Source organism: Streptococcus nakanonensis (genome assembly GCF_059738785.1).
In genome coordinates, this window is record NZ_AP027139.1 from 523,205 (window position 1) to 541,751 (window position 18,547).

The window sequence follows — 18,547 nt, forward strand, 5'->3', positions numbered from 1 at the left end:
TATACTCCTTTTTGTTAAATACTTCATATAAAAATGTAAGTCCTGAGAACGAAAAAAGTCTAGCGAGTTATTGTCGCTAGACTTTAAAACTATTGCAAATTAACCTTGTTTCTCAAGATATAGTAGGTTCCGAGGTAAAAGATAGCTATGAAAATGAGTTCTTCAACAATACTTATACTTGCTCCCATATAGAAATGGTCATTGAGTCCTACAAGTGAATTGACATAGAAATTAGAACTAAGATTGAAGGAAAGTTCAATAAATCCAATGACGATTTGGATACCAATGTAGGCTGCAACAGCGAGTGCTGTACGGTATTCATTGAAAAGCTGTCCAATGGAAATAGCCAAGTAGATGCAGAGTATACTGGAAATGGTATTTAGTAGGAAGGATATACCTGTAAGAAAGATCTGAGGGAGATGTGTTTCTACAAATGTAATCACATAAGAAAGAGGGATCCATTCTGAAGCCGTTATGGTCACAATAATAACAGCACTTAGAGCTAGGACAGCAGTGCTAATCAACGACCAGATAAAGGCACCGATTAGTTTGGTTGTGATGATATGGTGTTCAGAAACTGGCAAGGTCAAAGTCAGATAGCCTTGTCGGTCATAGACACTGCCTTTAAAGCGTTTAATGATTAAGAAAAGAGTTGAAATCCCAAGTGTAATCATCAAGCCACCAAAGACGAGGGCTAGAAAAAGTAGCATAGTAGGTTGACTTTCTTTGACAGGCAGATTGTTATAGGTCTGTGCTTGTATCCCGATAAGGGCAGAAAGGACTAGCACGGCTGCGTAGAGGGCTAAATACCACTTGTTAACATTTTTAAATTCGTAGCGAACTAAATTCCAAAACATAAATAATCTCCTTTGCTTAGGCCTTAAATTCCTGACGGAAGAGTTGGTCAATGGATTCACCCGACTCATAGCGAATATCGTCTACATTGCCTTGACGAACGACTTTTCCGTCTTTGAGGAAGACAATTTCATCCAAGATTGGCTCGATATCTGAAATCAAGTGGGTAGAAATCAAAACGGTAGAAGTTGGTGAGTAGTTGTTGATGATGGTATTGAGGATATAATCACGGGCTGCTGGATCCACCCCACCAATGGGTTCATCCAAAACGTAGAGGCGAGCATCACGGCTCATAACCAAAATCAGTTGTACCTTTTCCTTGTTTCCTTTTGATAGTTTCTTGAGACGACTATTTTCATCAATTCCGAGGTCTGCAAGTAGATGATGGGCGCGTTCAATATTGAAATCTTTATAGAAAGTCTTGAAGTAGGTTAGGGCTTCTTTGACCTTCATTTGCTCATTGAGATAGGTCGTATCCGGCAAATAAGCTACGATGGCCTTGGTTGCTGGGCTTGGGTCCATGTCATTGATAAGGACACGTCCTTGATCTGGTTGCAAGAGGCCATTGATTAGTTTAATCAGGGTTGTTTTTCCTGAGCCATTTGGCCCAAGGAGACCGACAATTTTTCCAGCTGGGATCTCAAGGGAAACATTTTCAAGGGCTGGTGTTGCTCCATATGATTTGGATACATTTTCAAATGCTAGTAATGACATAGGCTTAAACTCCTTTAATATAATCGCCGACTACGCCTGGTAGTTCTTCTTTTTCATAGCCAAAATGGGTCATGGAGGAAACGAAGTGTTCCAATTCTTCTTCCGATAATTGTTTGCGTGATTGGGCGATTAGCTCCTTATCTTCAGTCACAAATCGTCCAGTTGTGCGCTTGCTGTAGACAAAGCCTTCTCGTTCAAGGTCTGACAAGGCTCTTTGGATGGTGTTTGGATTGACACCAGCCTCGCTAGCTAGCTCCCTCACGGTTGGAAGTTGTTGATTGGCTTCCAGTGTATGGGAAACAATCTGAAGCTTGATTTTCTCCATAATCTGTAAATAGATGGGTTTTTTGTTGTCAAATGTCCAGGACATCTTGGTCTCCTTTCTTTTATCTATTTGTCTTAATTAAATAATACAACAAAACAAAAAACTTGTCAAGCAAAAAGAAGAATTGTTTTGGGAATCGTTTAAAAAATGGTATAATGAAAAGAAAACGATAAGGAGGGAAAGGATGCGTTGTCCAAAATGTGGGGCTACCAAGTCAAGTGTTATCGATAGTCGCCAAGCAGAAGAAGGGAACACCATTCGTAGAAGACGTGAGTGCGATGAATGCCAGCACCGTTTTACAACCTACGAACGAGTAGAAGAAAGAACCTTAGTGGTTGTTAAAAAAGATGGCACACGGGAACAATTCTCCAGAGATAAAATCTTTAATGGGATTATCCGCTCAGCCCAGAAACGTCCTGTGTCAAGTGATGAAATCAACATGGTAGTCAATCGTATCGAACAGAAACTCCGTGGTCGAAATGAAAATGAAATTCAAAGTGAGGACATTGGTTCACTCGTCATGGAGGAGTTGGCTGAGTTAGATGAGATTACCTATGTACGTTTTGCCAGTGTCTATCGTAGTTTTAAGGATGTCAGTGAGCTAGAGAGCTTGCTCCAACAAATCACCCAGTCCTCTAAAAAGAAAAAGGAAAGATAAATGAAGCCAATTGACCGTTTTTCTTATCTAAAGAATAATCGGGTGTCGCAAGATACCTCATCTCTGGTACAGTGCTACCTCCCGATTATCGGTCAGGAGGCACTGAGCCTTTATCTTTATACGATTAGTTTTTGGGATAATGGCAGAAAGGAATACCTCTTTTCAAGTATTCTCAACCATCTCAACTTTGGGATGGATAGACTGATAAAATCCCTAAAAATCTTATCTGCTTTCAATCTCCTGACCCCCTATCAAAAGGGGGATGTTTATCAGCTAGCCCTCCATGCTCCCCTTTCGAGCCAGGACTTCTTGGAGCATCCTGTTTATCGCAGACTTTTGGAGAAAAAGATTGGCGATGCAGCTGTGGAGGATTTGGGAGTTGAGAGTGCTGAGGGAGAAGAAATACCTGTCTCACTCAATCAAGTCTTTCCAGACTTGGCAGAACTGGGAAGTCAAGAAGACCTTGGTCTCAAGAAGAAAGTGGCCAACGATTTTGACTTAGATCATTTTCGTCAGCTTATGGCTCGAGATGGGCTTCGCTTTGCGGATGAGCAGTCCGACGTCTTAAACCTCTTTGCCATTGCCGAGGAAAAGAAATGGACTTGGTTTGAAACCTATCAATTGGCTAAGTCAACAGCTGTTTCCCAGGTTATTTCAACCAAACGCATGCGGGAAAAAATCGCTCAAAAACCTGTTTCCTCTGACTTTAGTCCTAAGGAAGCAACCATTATCAAAGAAGCCAAAAGTAAAACTGCCCTGCAGTTCTTGGCAGAAATCAAGCAAACACGCAAGGGAACCATTACCCAAACAGAAAGAGAACTCTTGCAACAGATTGCTGGCTTGGGCTTGCTGGACGAAGTCATCAATATCATTCTTTTATTGACCTTTAATAAGGTCGATTCGGCAAATATCAATGAGAAATATGCCATGAAGGTGGCCAATGACTATGCCTATCAAAAGATTCATTCGGCAGAAGAGGCAGTCTTGCGGATCCGTGAGCGTGGGCAGAAAAGTCAGGCTCAAAAAAGCAGTAAACCGAGTCCTGCCAAGTCCAATGTACCCAAGTGGAGCAATCCAGATTATAAGAATGAAACCAGCGAGGAAACTCGTCTGGAATTAGAACGTAAGAAACAAGAACTATTAGCTCGATTAGAAAAAGGAGGAGATTAGATGGAAAGTGTCGGAGACGTACTCAAACGTCAACCTAGCCGTTTTCATTATCAAGATTTGGTCCAGAAAATCATGAAAGATCCTGATGTTGCGGCTTTTATCCAGCAAGAATCCTTGACCCCAGAGGAATTAAATCGCAGTATCTCCAAGTTTAATCAGTACATCACCGAGCGTGACAAGTTTCTTCGTGGTGATACGGATTATATTGCCAAAGGCTACAAGCCGATTTTGGTTATGAATCATGGCTATGCGGATGTCTCATATGAAGAAACTCCTGAACTAATCGCAGCTGAAAAAGAAGCGGCTATTAAGAACCGCCTCAAGTTAATCAATCTGCCAGCTACTCTCAAGAAAGCTAGTTTAGCTCAAGTAGATTTGGATGATTTGGGGCGCTTGCCAGTTTTTGAAAAGCTATTAGCCTTCGTGGAGCAATATCCAGCTATTCAAAAAGGTCTTTACTTGTATGGAGACTTTGGTGTGGGTAAAAGTTTCATGGTGGCTGCCTTAGCCCATGATTTATCAGAAAAACGTGGTGTTTCATCCACTCTCCTCCACTATCCTAGCTTTGTCATTGATGTCAAAAATGCTATCGGTGATGGTAATGTCAAGACCTTGGTGGATGAGATTAAACTGTCTGAAGTCCTGATTTTAGATGACATTGGTGCCGAGCAATCAACAGCTTGGGTACGTGATGAAATCCTGCAAGTCATTCTTCAATATCGGATGCAGGAAAATTTACCGACCTTTTTCACCTCCAACTTCAACTTTGAAGAATTGGAGCAGCATTTTGCTAAAGGGAAACATGGAAATGACGAGACCTGGGAAGCCAGACGCGTCATGGAACGCATCCGTTATTTGGCTGAGGAGACTCGTTTAGAAGGAGTAAACCGTCGATGACAGAAACGATTAAACTGATGAAAGCTCATAAGTCTGTTCGAAGATTTAAGGAGCAAGCCCTTCCTCAGGAAGACTTGACTGAAATCCTGACTGCAGCCCAGATGGCCTCGTCTTGGAAGAATTTTCAATCCTACTCTGTTGTGGTACGAAGTCAGGAAAAGAAAGATGCCTTGTATGAATTGGTACCTCAAGAAGCCATTCGCCAGTCAGCTGTTTTTCTTCTTTTTGTCGGAGATTTGAACCGAGCAGAAAAGGGAGCACGACTTCATACCGACATCTTCCAACCTCAAGGTGTAGAAGGTCTTTTGATTAGTTCGGTCGATGCGGCCCTTGCTGGTCAAAATGCCCTGCTGGCAGCTGAAAGTTTGGGCTATGGAGGTGTCATCATTGGTTTGGTACGGTACAAGTCAGAAGAAGTGGCAGAGCTTTTTAACCTGCCTGACTACACCTATCCTGTTTTTGGGATGGCACTAGGTTTACCAAATGAAGAGCATGAAGTCAAACCTCGCTTGCCATTGAATCAAGTGGTCTTTGAGGAAGAATACCAGGAACAAACAGTTGATGTGATTGAGGCTTATGACCGTGTACAGGCGGACTATGCTGGGGCGCGTGCGACAACAAGCTGGAGTCAACGCCTAGCAGAACAGTTTGGTCAAGCTGAACCAAGCTCAACTAGAAAAAATCTTGAACAGAAGAAGTTATTGTAGAAAGTGAGAAATTATGGCCCTACCAACTATTGCCATTGTAGGACGTCCCAATGTTGGGAAATCAACCCTATTTAATCGGATCGCTGGTGAGCGAATCTCCATTGTAGAAGATGTCGAAGGAGTGACACGTGACCGTATCTATGCGACGGGTGAGTGGCTCAATCGTTCCTTTAGCATGATTGATACAGGAGGAATCGATGACGTCGATGCTCCTTTCATGGAACAAATCAAGCACCAGGCAGAAATTGCCATGGAAGAAGCCGATGTTATCGTCTTTGTGGTGTCTGGTAAGGAAGGAATTACCGATGCGGACGAATACGTAGCCCGTAAGCTTTATAAGACCCACAAACCAGTTATCCTCGCGGTTAACAAGGTGGACAACCCTGAAATGCGAAATGATATCTATGATTTCTATGCCCTCGGTTTGGGTGAACCACTGCCTATCTCATCTGTCCATGGTATCGGTACAGGGGATGTGCTAGATGCCATCGTAGAAAATCTTCCAAATGAATATGAAGAAGAAAATCCAGATGTGATTAAGTTTAGCTTGATTGGTCGTCCTAACGTCGGAAAATCAAGCTTGATTAACGCTATTTTGGGAGAAGACCGTGTCATTGCCAGTCCTGTTGCTGGAACAACGCGCGACGCTATTGATACCCACTTTACAGATACAGATGGTCAAGAGTTTACCATGATTGATACAGCTGGTATGCGTAAGTCTGGTAAGGTTTATGAAAATACCGAGAAATACTCTGTCATGCGTGCCATGCGTGCTATTGACCGCTCAGATGTGGTCTTGATGGTCATCAATGCGGAAGAAGGAATCCGTGAATACGACAAGCGTATTGCAGGATTTGCCCATGAAGCTGGTAAAGGGATGATTATCGTGGTCAACAAGTGGGATACTCTTGAAAAAGACAACCACACTATGAAAAACTGGGAAGAAGATATCCGTGAGCAGTTCCAATACCTGCCTTATGCACCGATTATCTTTGTATCCGCTTTGACCAAGCAACGTCTTCACAAACTGCCTGAGATGATCAAGCAAATCAGTGAAAGTCAAAACACACGTATTCCATCAGCTGTCTTGAATGATGTTATTATGGATGCTATTGCCATTAACCCAACACCGACAGACAAAGGGAAACGCCTCAAGATTTTCTACGCGACCCAAGTGGCAACCAAACCACCAACCTTTGTTATCTTTGTTAACGAAGAAGAACTCATGCACTTTTCTTACCTGCGTTTCTTGGAAAATCAAATCCGCAAGGCCTTTGTCTTTGAGGGGACTCCAATCCATCTTATCGCAAGAAAACGTAAATAAAAAAGTAGAATCTGGAATGACATTTCCAGATTTTTTTGATATAATAAAATAATAGAAAACGCTATCAAAAAGGAGGTGTCGATGAAACATTTGTTTAAATTTATAATCTTATTTCCCTGGTTTTACTTTTTTAGCTGGATTGAAAAGGATAATAGAGAAAGTAAATTTTTCCCAATTTTTTACTATTTTTACTGGTTTTACATTCCCCTCTATGCTCTTTTTAGCCTTGCTTGGACAGTTATTTCAGTTCTGTTTTTCAATATCGTCTTGAGAAATTTGACAGATATCAAGTTATGGGGCATTTGGTTTCTTTTTATTCTGCTAGCTATTGGTCTGAATAGGTTAACTTATTTCTGTTTCAAAAAAATGCTTCGCTTGAGACGGGAACTAGGGAAGTCTAAAGGTGGAAGGCATTGATTTATATCGGTTTTTATTTGTAGGAGGTGGCTTATGGAACATCTAAAATCATTTATTACACGCTATTCTAAGGTCTATATTGGTTTAGTTCTGTTGATCTGGATTGCTTTCTTCTTTCTTCCTTGGGGCAGTCCGATTCTGGGGGGAAAGATTGACCTCTTCAGCATACAGAAAGTCTTGCTAGTTTTTGGTATTCTGTCTATTTTGATGGCCTTGCTGTCCAAGAAAGTCAGTCTCTTTGTTTTTGGATTGATCTGCTGTTTTTCTCTTTGGATAAATCTATTTATCCTATTTGCGATTTTGCCGATTTTTGTTGGCAATTAAAGCATCATAAAAGTCAGAGAGGTTAGCTTGGAAACTAGCCTCTTTTTCCTTTTCAAAATGGGGATTCTTCCTTGAAAATAATCAGTAATTGTGCTAAAATTAAAAGAACATTCTAAAATATTCGGAATTTAAAGTAAGGAAAAACATGGCTAATATTTTAAAAACAATTATCGAAAATGATAAAGGAGAAATCCGTCGTCTGGAAAAGATGGCTGACAAGGTTTTCAAATACGAAGACCAAATGGCTGCTTTGACTGACGACCAACTAAAAGCAAAAACAGTTGAATTTAAAGAACGTTATCAAAATGGAGAATCACTGGATTCATTGCTTTATGAAGCATTTGCGGTTGTCCGTGAGGGTGCCAAACGTGTCCTAGGTCTCTTCCCATATAAGGTTCAGGTCATGGGGGGAATCGTTCTTCACCATGGTGACGTGCCAGAGATGCGTACAGGGGAAGGGAAAACCTTGACTGCGACTATGCCGGTATACCTCAATGCCCTTTCAGGTAAAGGGGTTCACGTAGTTACGGTCAATGAATATCTATCAGAACGTGACGCGACTGAGATGGGTGAATTGTACTCATGGCTTGGCTTGTCAGTAGGAATCAACTTGGCTGCCAAATCTCCAATGGAGAAAAAAGAAGCCTATGAGTGTGATATTACCTACTCAACTAACTCAGAAATCGGATTTGACTACCTTCGTGATAACATGGTTGTTCGTGCTGAAAATATGGTACAACGTCCGCTTAACTATGCCTTGGTCGATGAGGTTGACTCTATCTTGATTGACGAAGCTCGTACACCTTTGATCGTATCAGGTGCAAATGCGGTTGAAACCAGTCAGCTCTACCACATGGCAGACCACTATGTAAAATCTTTGGACAAAGACGACTACATCATCGATGTGCAGTCTAAGACTATTGGTTTGTCTGATTCAGGGATTGACAAGGCTGAAAGCTACTTCAAACTTGAAAATCTCTATGACATCGAAAACGTAGCTCTGACTCACTTTATCGATAACGCCCTTCGTGCCAACTATATCATGCTTCTCGATATTGACTATGTGGTGAGCGAAGAGCAAGAAATCTTGATTGTCGACCAATTTACAGGTCGTACCATGGAAGGTCGTCGTTATTCTGATGGATTGCACCAAGCCATTGAAGCCAAAGAAGGTGTGCCAATTCAGGATGAAACCAAGACATCTGCCTCAATCACTTACCAAAACCTTTTCCGTATGTACAAGAAATTGTCTGGTATGACGGGAACAGGTAAGACTGAGGAAGAAGAATTCCGTGAAATTTACAACATTCGTGTTATTCCAATTCCAACCAACCGTCCTGTTCAACGTATTGACCACTCAGACCTACTTTATGCAAGTATCGAGGCTAAGTTTAAGGCGGTTGTCGAAGACGTTAAGGCTCGTTACCAAAAAGGTCAGCCTGTCTTGGTTGGTACAGTAGCTGTTGAAACAAGTGACTACATTTCTAAGAAATTGGTTGCAGCTGGCGTTCCTCACGAAGTCTTGAATGCCAAAAATCACTATAGAGAAGCCCAAATCATCATGAATGCTGGTCAACGTGGTGCTGTTACCATTGCAACCAACATGGCCGGTCGTGGTACCGACATCAAGCTTGGTGAAGGGGTTCGCGAATTGGGTGGACTTTGTGTGATTGGTACAGAACGCCATGAAAGCCGTCGTATCGATAACCAGCTTCGTGGACGTTCAGGTCGTCAAGGAGACCCAGGTGAGTCACAATTCTACCTATCTCTTGAAGATGACTTGATGAAACGTTTTGGTTCTGAACGCTTGAAGGGAATCTTTGAACGTCTCAACATGTCTGAAGAGGCCATTGAGTCTCGTATGTTGACGCGTCAGGTTGAAGCAGCTCAGAAACGTGTCGAAGGAAATAACTATGATACTCGTAAACAAGTCCTTCAATACGATGATGTCATGCGTGAACAACGTGAGATTATCTATGCTCAACGTTACGATGTCATCACTGCAGACCGTGACTTGGCACCTGAAATTCAGTCTATGATTAAACGCACGATTGAACGTGTCGTTGATGGTCATGCGCGTGCCAAACAAGATGAAAAACTAGAAGCGATTTTGAACTTTGCTAAGTACAACTTGCTTCCAGAAGATTCTATTACGATGGAAGACTTGTCAGGTTTGTCTGATAAGGCTATTAAGGAAGAGCTTTTCCAACGTGCCTTGCAAGTTTACGATAGTCAGGTTTCAAAACTACGTGATGAAGAAGCAGTTAAAGAATTCCAAAAAGTTTTGATTCTACGAGTGGTGGATAACAAGTGGACAGATCATATCGATGCCCTTGATCAATTGCGTAACGCGGTTGGACTTCGTGGCTATGCTCAGAACAACCCTGTTGTTGAGTATCAGGCAGAAGGTTTCCGTATGTTTAATGATATGATTGGTTCGATTGAGTTTGATGTGACACGTTTGATGATGAAAGCACAAATTCACGAACAAGAAAGACCACAGGCAGAACGCCATATCAGTACAACAGCGACTCGCAATATCGCTGCCCACCAAGCAAGTATGCCAGAAGATTTGGATTTGAGCCAGATTGGACGCAATGAACTTTGCCCATGTGGTTCTGGTAAGAAGTTTAAAAACTGTCACGGTAAAAGACAATAAAATGAGATAGTTTAGAGGCGGATACCTTGTGAAAAGTAAATTTTTACTTGGTATCCGTTTGCTTTATAAGGAGATGAGTTATGGTATTTACAGCAAAAAGTCCTAAAATCAATATTGAAGAAGTTCGTGCCTTGTCAAAATTAGAAGGTCGGGCTTTGGAGAGAAAATCACAGCGTGATCAAGAGCTAGAAGCCATTATATGTGGAGAAGACCAACGAATTCTCTTGGTAATCGGGCCATGCTCATCTGACAATGAAGAAGCTGTTCTTGAGTACGCTAAGCGTTTGGCAGTCTTACAAGAAGAAGTGGCAGACCGTATCTTTATGGTTATGCGTGTTTATACAGCCAAACCTCGTACCAACGGAGATGGCTATAAGGGCTTGATTCACCAGCCTAATGCGACAGAAGCGCCTAGTCTTATCAATGGAATCAAAGCAGTTCGCCATCTTCACTATCGTGTCATCACGGAAACTGGTATGACAACAGCTGATGAAATGCTTTATCCTGAAAATCTGCCGCTTGTAGATGATTTGATTTCTTACATGGCTGTTGGTGCCCGTTCAGTTGAAGACCAGCAACACCGCTTTGTGGCAAGTGGGGCAGGATTTTCTACTGGTTTTAAAAATCCAACCTCTGGAAATCTCAATGTTATGTTTAATGGGATTTATGCTGCTCAAAACAAACAAAGTTTCCTTTTCCTAGGAAAAGAAGTGGAAACAACTGGGAACCCGCTTTCGCACGCCATTCTTCGTGGTGCTCTTAATGAATATGGAAAAAATATTCCCAACTACTATTATGACAATTTAATTGATACCATTGCCCAGTATGAGAAAATGGGCTTGGAAAATCCTTTTATCATCATTGATACCAATCATGACAATTCTGGTAAGCAGTATATGGAACAGATCCGAATTGTCCGCCAGACCTTGATTAACCGTGATTGGAATGAAAAGATCAAGCAGTACGTTCGTGGTTTTATGATTGAGTCTTATCTGGAAGATGGTCGACAAAATGAGCCAGAAGTATTTGGCAAGTCTATCACAGACCCTTGCCTGGGTTGGGATAACACAGAAGCTCTTGTCAGAGAAATTTACAAAACGTTAGGAGAATAAGATGGCATTTATTGAAAAAGGTCAAGAAATCGATATGGAAGTCATCAAGGCTGAAACCCAATTGTCTGCGGAAGCCTTGAGACTCAAGGAAAGTCGTGACAGGGAATTGGCAGATATTATTTCAGGGGAAGATGACCGTATTCTCTTGGTGATTGGTCCTTGCTCTTCTGATAATGAAGAGGCTGTCTTGGAATATGCTCGCCGTTTATCCGCCTTGCAAAAGAGGGTAGCGGACAAGATTTTCATGGTTATGCGCGTGTATACTGCTAAGCCTCGTACTAACGGAGACGGCTATAAGGGTTTGGTTCACCAGCCAGATACTTCTAAGGCTCCAAGCCTGATTAACGGTTTGCAGGCTGTGCGCCAGTTGCACTACCGCGTGATTACAGAGACTGGTTTGACGACGGCAGATGAGATGCTTTATCCGTCAAATTTGATCTTGGTGGATGACTTGGTCAGCTACCATGCCGTTGGAGCTCGTTCTGTGGAAGACCAAGAGCACCGCTTTGTGGCTTCTGGGATTGATGCACCAGTAGGGATGAAAAATCCAACCTCAGGAAATTTGGGTGTTATGTTTAACGCCATCTATGCTGCTCAAAACAAGCAAACCTTCCTTTATCATGGGCAGGAAGTTGAGACTTCAGGTAATCCTTTGTCCCATGTCATCCTCCGTGGAGCAGTTAACGAGTATGGCAATTATATGCCGAACTACTACTATGAAAACCTACTCCAAGCCATTGAACGCTATGAAACCATGGGACTTGAAAATCCTTTTATCCTCATTGATACCAACCATGATAACTCAGGCAAGCAGTATATGGAGCAGATTCGAATTGTTCGCCAGACCTTGCAAAATCGTGATTGGAATGAGAAAATCAAAAAGACGGTTCGAGGCTTTATGATTGAATCTTACCTAGCAGATGGTCGTCAAAACCAACCAGAGGTCTTTGGTTGCTCTATTACCGATCCTTGCTTGGGTTGGGAAAATACAGAGGCCTTGGTAGAAGAGATTTATGCTACCTTGACAAAATAAGTGAAAAGGATGGAGTTGGGGAATCTCAACTCCTTTTGATGAGAATGATAGTTGGACACGGAATTGACATCGAAGAATTGGCTTCGATAGAAAGAGCGGCTGCACGACATGAAGGCTTTGCTAAGCGCGTGCTGACCGCTCAGGAAATGGAGCGCTTCACCAGTCTTAAAGGGCGCAGGCAAATCGAATATTTGGCAGGTCGCTGGTCGGCTAAGGAGGCCTTTTCCAAGGCTATGGGAACGGGTATTGGCAAGCTCGGTTTTCAGGATTTGGAAGTCTTGAACAATGAACGCGGGGCGCCTTATTTTAGTCAGTCACCGTTTTCAGGAAAGATTTGGCTCTCTATTAGCCATACCGATCATTTTGTGACAGCCAGTGTCATTTTGGAGGAAAATCATGAAAGCTAGTCCACATAGACCAACCAAGGCTCTGATTCATCTGGGAGCTATTCGACAAAATATTCAGCAAATGGGGGCTCATATCCCTCAAGGAACGCTCAAGTGGGCAGTGGTCAAGGCCAATGCTTATGGTCATGGAGCTGTTGCCGTTGCGACGGCGATTCAGGATGAAGTTGATGGCTTTTGCGTTTCCAATATCGATGAAGCCATTGAACTCAGACAAGCTGGACTGAGCAAGCGAATCCTCATTTTAGGAGTTTCTGAAATCGAAGCTGTTGCTCTAGCTAAAGAATATGACATCACCTTGACTGTGGCTGGACTGGAGTGGATTCAAGCACTCTTAGATAAGGAAGCGGACCTAACTGGATTGACAGTCCACCTCAAGATTGACTCAGGGATGGGACGGATTGGTTTTAGAGAGGCCAGTGAGGTTGTGCAGGCTCAAGACTTGCTCCAACAACATGGTGTTTGTGTTGAAGGGATTTTTACCCACTTTGCGACTGCTGATGAGGAATCAGATGACTATTTTAATGAGCAGTTGGGACGGTTTAAAACTATTTTGGCCAGTATGAAAGGTCTTCCAGAGCTGGTTCATGCTAGCAACTCGGCAACGACTCTTTGGCATGCAGAGACTATTTTCAATGCGATCCGTATGGGAGATGCCATGTATGGCCTCAATCCTAGCGGAGAGGTTTTGGACTTGCCTTATGACTTGACTCCAGCCTTGACCTTGGAATCTGCTCTGGTTCATGTCAAGACAGTCCCAGCTGGAGCTTGTATGGGCTATGGAGCTACCTATCAGGCGGATAGCGAGCAAGTCATCGCGACCGTGCCAATCGGCTATGCGGATGGATGGACACGAGATATGCAGAATTTCTCTGTCTTGGTAAATGGCCAAGCTTGCCCAATCGTTGGGCGGGTTTCTATGGACCAAATCACCATTCGTCTGCCTAAGCTTTATCCGCTGGGAACCAAAGTAACCTTGATTGGTTCTAACGGGGGCAAGGAAATCACAGCTACTCAGGTAGCGACCTACCGTGGAACCATTAACTACGAGGTGGTTTGTCTCCTCAGCGACCGCATTCCGAGAGAATATTATTAGAAAAGAAAGGAGTGGAGCATGAATCTACATCAACCCTTGCATGTCTTACCTGGTGTGGGACCAAAGTCAGCAGAAAAATACGCCAAACTAGGAATTGAAAACTTGCAAGACCTCTTGCTCTACTTTCCTTTCCGTTATGAAGACTTTAAGACCAAGCAAGTGCTGGAGCTGGAAGACGGGGAGAAGGCAGTCCTATCTGGTCAAGTCGTGACTCCTGCCAGTGTTCAGTATTATGGTTTCAAGCGCAATCGTCTGCGCTTTAGCCTCAAGCAGGGAGAAGTCGTTTTTGCCGTGAATTTCTTTAACCAACCCTACCTAGCTGATAAGATAGAGTTGGGAGCAACCCTTGCTGTCTTTGGAAAATGGGACCGTGGCAAGGCTAGTCTAACTGGGATGAAGGTTTTGGCTCAGGTAGAGGATGATCTACAGCCTGTCTATCGTCTGGCTCAAGGAATCAGTCAAGCCAGTCTAGTCAAGGTCATCAAGACAGCCTTTGATCAGGGACTGGACCTCTTGATAGAAGAAAATCTTCCCCAGTCTTTGCTGGACAAATACAAACTCATGTCCCGTTGTCAGGCTGTCCGAGCTATGCATTTTCCAAAGGATTTGGCGGAATACAAGCAGGCCCTTCGCCGTATCAAATTTGAGGAACTCTTTTATTTCCAAATGCAATTGCAGACGCTCAAATCTGAAAATAGAGTTCAGGGAAGCGGTCTGGTTCTAGATTGGTCTCAGGAAAAGGTGACAGCAGTCAAGGAAAGCCTTCCTTTTGCCCTGACCCCAGCTCAAGAAAAAAGTTTGCTGGAAATTTTAACCGATATGAAGTCGGACCACCACATGAATCGTCTCCTGCAAGGGGATGTGGGGAGCGGGAAAACGGTAGTCGCTGGCTTGGCCATGTTTGCGGCGGTGACAGCTGGCTACCAATCAGCCCTCATGGTACCAACTGAAATCCTTGCAGAGCAACATTTTGAGAGTTTGAAGAGTCTCTTCCCAGACCTAAAACTCGCTCTCTTGACAGGTTCCTTGAAAGCTGCAGAAAAAAGAGAAGTCTTAGAGACTATTGCCAAGGGTGAGGCTGATTTGATTATCGGGACTCATGCTCTGATACAAGATGGGGTGGATTATGCTCGTCTTGGTTTGATTATCATCGATGAGCAGCACCGTTTTGGCGTGGGGCAAAGGCGTATTTTACGGGAAAAAGGCGACAACCCAGATGTCCTCATGATGACGGCGACTCCTATTCCACGGACGCTGGCTATCACAGCATTTGGAGATATGGATGTGTCCATTATTGACCAGATGCCAGCAGGACGGAAGCCTATTGTGACACGCTGGATCAAGCATGAGCAACTACCTCAGGTTTTGACTTGGTTAGAGGGGGAAATCCAAAAAGGCTCTCAAGCCTATGTCATCTCTCCCTTGATTGAAGAATCAGAAGCTCTGGATCTGAAAAATGCTATTGCCTTATCAGAAGAGTTGACGGCTCATTTTGCAGGAAAGGCAGAGGTGGCTCTTCTACATGGTAAGATGAAGAGTGACGAAAAAGACCAGATTATGCAGGAGTTCAAAGAGAGAAAAACAGATATTCTGGTTTCGACAACGGTTATTGAGGTTGGAGTCAACGTTCCCAATGCGACCGTCATGATTATCATGGATGCTGACCGCTTCGGGCTCAGCCAGCTTCACCAGCTCAGAGGTCGTGTCGGTCGGGGAGACAAGCAGTCCTACGCTGTCCTTGTTGCTAATCCCAAGACGGATTCTGGGAAAGACCGCATGCGCATCATGACAGAAACCACCAATGGATTTGTCCTTGCGGAGGAAGATTTGAAAATGCGTGGTTCAGGTGAGATTTTTGGAACCAGACAGTCAGGACTCCCAGAGTTCCAAGTAGCTGATATTATCGAAGATTTTCCGATTTTAGAAGAAGCCAGAAAGGTTGCTAGCTACATTAGTTCTATCGAAGGTTGGCAAGAGGATCCAGAGTGGCGCATGATTGCTTTTCATCTGGAAAAGAAAGAACATCTGGATTAAGCTTTCTCTAAGGAAAACTTAAGCTAGCTTTCAGGTTTGGCCCTTATACTAGAGTCATCAAAAAGAAATGAGGACTCTCAGATGACAGTAACGATTAAAGTAAATTACCCAAGCACTTTCCAAAAGAAGGAAGCAACAAACTAAGATTGAATAAAGGAAGAAGAGCGAAATGCTCTTTTTTCGTTTCTAAAACTACTTTCAGTCAATAGGCTTGAAGGAGGAAAAGCTAAATTCACTTTCTATTTACCCTTCTTTCTTGCATTGCTTCCCTAGATGTGCTACAGTTGTGATAGCGATTACAAAACAAAAGGAGTATATTATGAAAAATTTAGCTTTGTTAGAAGAGATTAAGACTTATAAAGGCAGGGATGAGGTTCCAGAAGACTTTGATGCTTTCTGGGATGGGGAAGTGAAAAAAGTTTCAACTCTACCAGCCTACCAGTTGGAGGAAAGAAATTTCCACATTCCACAAGTCAAGTGCTATGAACTAACCTTTGAAGGAAGCAAGGAAGGCAAGGTCTATGCACGCGTCGTTCTTCCAAAGAGTGAGGAGAAGATTCCACTAATCTTCCATTTTCATGGTTATATGGGACGTGGCTGGGACTGGGCCGACATGCTAGTCTTCACCGTGGCTGGTTATGGTGTTGTTTCCATGGATGTCCGTGGACAGTCAGGTTATTCGCAAGATGGCTTGCGTTCTCCTCTAGGAAATACGGTTAAGGGGCATATCATCCGTGGTGCTGTGGAGGGTCGTGACCACCTCTTTTATAAGGATGTTTATCTGGATATTTACCAGTTGGTTGAAATTATTGCTAGTCTACATCAGGTAGATGAGAAGCGACTTTCCAGCTATGGTGCCTCACAAGGAGGGGCTCTAGCTCTAGTTGCAGCAGCGCTCAATCCTCGAATTCAGAAAACAGTTGCCATTTATCCCTTCTTATCAGACTTCAGACGAGTTCTTGAGATTGGTAATACTAGCGAGGCTTACGACGAACTTTTCCGTTATTTCAAGTTTCACGACCCCTTCCATGAAACAGAGGAGGAAATCATGGCGACCCTTGCCTATATCGATGTGAAAAATCTTGCCCATCGTATCAAGGGTGAAGTTAAGATGATTACGGGCTTGGATGACGATGTTTGCTATCCTATTACCCAGTTTGCGATTTACAACCGGCTGACCTGCGATAAGGCCTATCGCATCATGCCTGAGTATGCCCATGAAGCCATGAATGTTTTTGTCAATGACCAAGTTTACAACTGGCTCTGTGGCAGTGAGATTACTTTTAAATATCTAAAATAAGGAGTTGACTCTAAGCACAAAATCTTAAAAATCACAAACACGCATAGTATCAGGTGTTGAATAAGCTTGATACTATGCGTTTTATAGTGCATTGAATCTATATTAGGACACTACAATTCTTAAATCATTATTAGAAATTGGTTTGAATTTGCCAATCAATTTGCTCAATTTTCATATTATACTGTTATATCACAAGATTATTTCCTTCATTTTCTCCTAAAATTGACTTTCTTGTTTTCTTATCTTGTCCACTCGAAACAGGTCTTGCAAGAAACCTGCTTATTTTTGAAAGTACTTTTAATGTAGTTGATATAGTTAAAAAGATTTGAAACTAAATTCCAAATTAGAAAAAGACTTGAAATGCTAAAAAAAAAAAGTATACTCTAATTGAAAACGGTAACAAAACTAATTTAGAGTATTTCTCTCTTAAAAGTTCTTGGTGAAACGAGATGTAGAAAGGAGATTTAGCCAAAGAGTCTATTAGTGCTAGAATAATAGATTAGAATTATTTTAGAAAAACTAATACTCAATGAAAATCAAAGAGCAAACTAGGAAACTAGCCGCAGGCTGTACTTGAGTACGGCAAGGCGACGTTGACGCAGTTTGAATTTGATTTTCGAAGAGTATAAGTGAGCAGCTTATAAATTCAATTTCCCAAATAGATTCATACTAGTATCTTTTGCAAAAAATAAAGGGCGACTTCCTTCATGAATATCAATTTCATCTATAAGGAAGGTAGTTCATTGAACTAACTCATTTATTCTGTTTGTCGCTAGAAAAATCAGATCTCCTTGTGAAGGTTGAGGAGATACTGAATGAAAATCAAAGAAGAAACTAGCAAGCTAGTAGCAGATTGCCCAAAACACCGCTTTGAGATTGTAGATAAGACTGACCTATATAATCCAAGGTGAAGCGACTGTGGTTTGAGGAGATTTTCAAAGAGTATAGGCTAGAGAGTGTTGTGTTTTTATGTCCTTCTAGTAGAAAATGCTAGACAGAAGAATGGGGAACTTGGATAGGAAAAAGAGATTGAGAAAGGAGGTTAGAAGAGATGATTATTACAAAAATTAGCCGTTTAGGAACTTATGTGGGAGTAAATCCACATTTTGCAACATTGATAGATTTTCTAGAAAAAACAGGACTAGAAAATTTAACAGAAGGTCCGATTGCTATCGATGGAGATCGATTGTTTGGGAATTGCTTTACTTATCTAGCAGATGGTCAAGCAGGGGCTTTCTTTGAAACACACCAAAAATATTTGGATATTCATTTAGTTTTGGAAAACGAAGAAGCCATGGCTGTTACGTCGCCGGAAAATGTAAGCGTTACCCAAGAGTATGATGAAGAGAAGGATATTGAATTATACACAGGGAAAGTGGAACAGTTGGTTCATTTGAGAGCTGGCGAATGTCTCATCACTTTTCCAGAAGATTTACATCAACCCAAGGTTCGTATAAATGATGAACCTGTGAAAAAAGTTGTCTTTAAAGTTGCGATTTCTTAATGTAGAAAGGGAAG

The 18,547-nt window shown here is 42.4% G+C and carries 18 protein-coding genes; 15 read left to right on the forward strand and 3 right to left on the reverse strand.

Features of this window, described 5'->3' with window-relative positions; translation table 11 throughout:
- Positions 1–89: 89 nt before the first annotated feature.
- The 3 genes from AC6I9F_RS02780 to AC6I9F_RS02790 are packed head-to-tail and all read right to left on the reverse strand — an operon-like array spanning position 90 to position 1,939.
- Positions 90–857 (reverse strand): hypothetical protein, encoded by a 768-nt coding sequence (locus AC6I9F_RS02780; protein ID WP_112443879.1) that lies wholly within the window; start codon positions 855–857, stop codon positions 90–92.
- 16 nt (positions 858–873) lie between these two features.
- Positions 874–1,569 carry an ABC transporter ATP-binding protein gene (locus tag AC6I9F_RS02785; RefSeq protein ID WP_498022588.1) on the reverse strand — a complete coding sequence of 232 codons (696 nt, stop codon included), beginning with the start codon at positions 1,567–1,569 and terminating at the stop codon, positions 874–876.
- 4 nt (positions 1,570–1,573) lie between these two features.
- Positions 1,574–1,939 carry a GntR family transcriptional regulator gene (locus AC6I9F_RS02790; protein WP_000119147.1) on the reverse strand — a complete coding sequence of 122 codons (366 nt, stop codon included), beginning with the start codon at positions 1,937–1,939 and terminating at the stop codon, positions 1,574–1,576.
- Between the two features lie 139 nt (positions 1,940–2,078).
- On the opposite strand from AC6I9F_RS02790, the gene nrdR reads away from it, so the two are divergent.
- The 15 genes from nrdR (at position 2,079) to AC6I9F_RS02865 (ending at position 18,533) form a co-directional block, all read left to right on the forward strand.
- Positions 2,079–2,552 (forward strand): transcriptional regulator NrdR, encoded by a 474-nt coding sequence (gene nrdR, locus AC6I9F_RS02795; RefSeq protein WP_001203672.1) that lies wholly within the window; start codon positions 2,079–2,081, stop codon positions 2,550–2,552.
- On the forward strand, positions 2,553–3,722 hold the full coding sequence (locus AC6I9F_RS02800; protein WP_498022600.1) for a replication initiation and membrane attachment family protein: 1,170 nt from the start codon (positions 2,553–2,555) through the stop codon (positions 3,720–3,722).
- Complete coding sequence (gene dnaI / locus AC6I9F_RS02805; RefSeq protein WP_301351184.1) at positions 3,723–4,619, forward strand: primosomal protein DnaI; 897 nt, start codon at positions 3,723–3,725, stop codon at positions 4,617–4,619.
- Positions 4,616–5,326 (forward strand): NADPH-dependent oxidoreductase, encoded by a 711-nt coding sequence (locus tag AC6I9F_RS02810; protein ID WP_498022603.1) that lies wholly within the window; start codon positions 4,616–4,618, stop codon positions 5,324–5,326. Before dnaI ends, AC6I9F_RS02810 begins: the two co-directional genes overlap by 4 nt.
- A 13-nt stretch (positions 5,327–5,339) precedes the next feature.
- On the forward strand, positions 5,340–6,650 hold the full coding sequence (gene der, locus AC6I9F_RS02815) for a ribosome biogenesis GTPase Der (RefSeq protein WP_001207696.1): 1,311 nt from the start codon (positions 5,340–5,342) through the stop codon (positions 6,648–6,650).
- An 81-nt stretch (positions 6,651–6,731) separates the two neighbouring features.
- On the forward strand, positions 6,732–7,067 hold the full coding sequence (locus tag AC6I9F_RS02820; RefSeq protein ID WP_050101569.1) for a hypothetical protein: 336 nt from the start codon (positions 6,732–6,734) through the stop codon (positions 7,065–7,067).
- Between the two features lie 33 nt (positions 7,068–7,100).
- A complete protein-coding gene (locus AC6I9F_RS02825) occupies positions 7,101–7,391 on the forward strand; it encodes a hypothetical protein (protein WP_173228800.1) in 291 nt (96 codons plus the stop codon).
- Positions 7,392–7,536: 145 nt separating this feature from the next.
- Positions 7,537–10,050, forward strand: a complete 2,514-nt coding sequence (secA, locus tag AC6I9F_RS02830; protein ID WP_050251536.1) for a preprotein translocase subunit SecA — start codon at positions 7,537–7,539, stop codon at positions 10,048–10,050.
- A gap of 80 nt (positions 10,051–10,130) precedes the next feature.
- Positions 10,131–11,162 (forward strand): 3-deoxy-7-phosphoheptulonate synthase, encoded by a 1,032-nt coding sequence (locus tag AC6I9F_RS02835; RefSeq protein ID WP_173276527.1) that lies wholly within the window; start codon positions 10,131–10,133, stop codon positions 11,160–11,162.
- A gap of 1 nt (position 11,163) precedes the next feature.
- The gene (locus AC6I9F_RS02840) at positions 11,164–12,195 is read left to right on the forward strand and encodes a 3-deoxy-7-phosphoheptulonate synthase (RefSeq protein WP_050222442.1); all 1,032 of its coding nucleotides are present in this window, start codon (positions 11,164–11,166) and stop codon (positions 12,193–12,195) included.
- Between the two features lie 44 nt (positions 12,196–12,239).
- Positions 12,240–12,602, forward strand: a complete 363-nt coding sequence (acpS, locus tag AC6I9F_RS02845) for a holo-ACP synthase (protein WP_498023166.1) — start codon at positions 12,240–12,242, stop codon at positions 12,600–12,602.
- On the forward strand, positions 12,592–13,695 hold the full coding sequence (alr, locus tag AC6I9F_RS02850; RefSeq protein WP_049511399.1) for an alanine racemase: 1,104 nt from the start codon (positions 12,592–12,594) through the stop codon (positions 13,693–13,695). Before acpS ends, alr begins: the two co-directional genes overlap by 11 nt.
- 18 nt (positions 13,696–13,713) lie before the next feature.
- Complete coding sequence (gene recG / locus AC6I9F_RS02855) at positions 13,714–15,729, forward strand: ATP-dependent DNA helicase RecG (protein ID WP_049511398.1); 2,016 nt, start codon at positions 13,714–13,716, stop codon at positions 15,727–15,729.
- Positions 15,730–16,048: 319 nt separating this feature from the next.
- Positions 16,049–17,029, forward strand: a complete 981-nt coding sequence (locus AC6I9F_RS02860; protein ID WP_049511397.1) for an acetylxylan esterase — start codon at positions 16,049–16,051, stop codon at positions 17,027–17,029.
- A 1,051-nt stretch (positions 17,030–18,080) separates the two neighbouring features.
- The gene (locus AC6I9F_RS02865) at positions 18,081–18,533 is read left to right on the forward strand and encodes a YhcH/YjgK/YiaL family protein (protein ID WP_049512399.1); all 453 of its coding nucleotides are present in this window, start codon (positions 18,081–18,083) and stop codon (positions 18,531–18,533) included.
- Positions 18,534–18,547 lie beyond the last annotated feature (14 nt).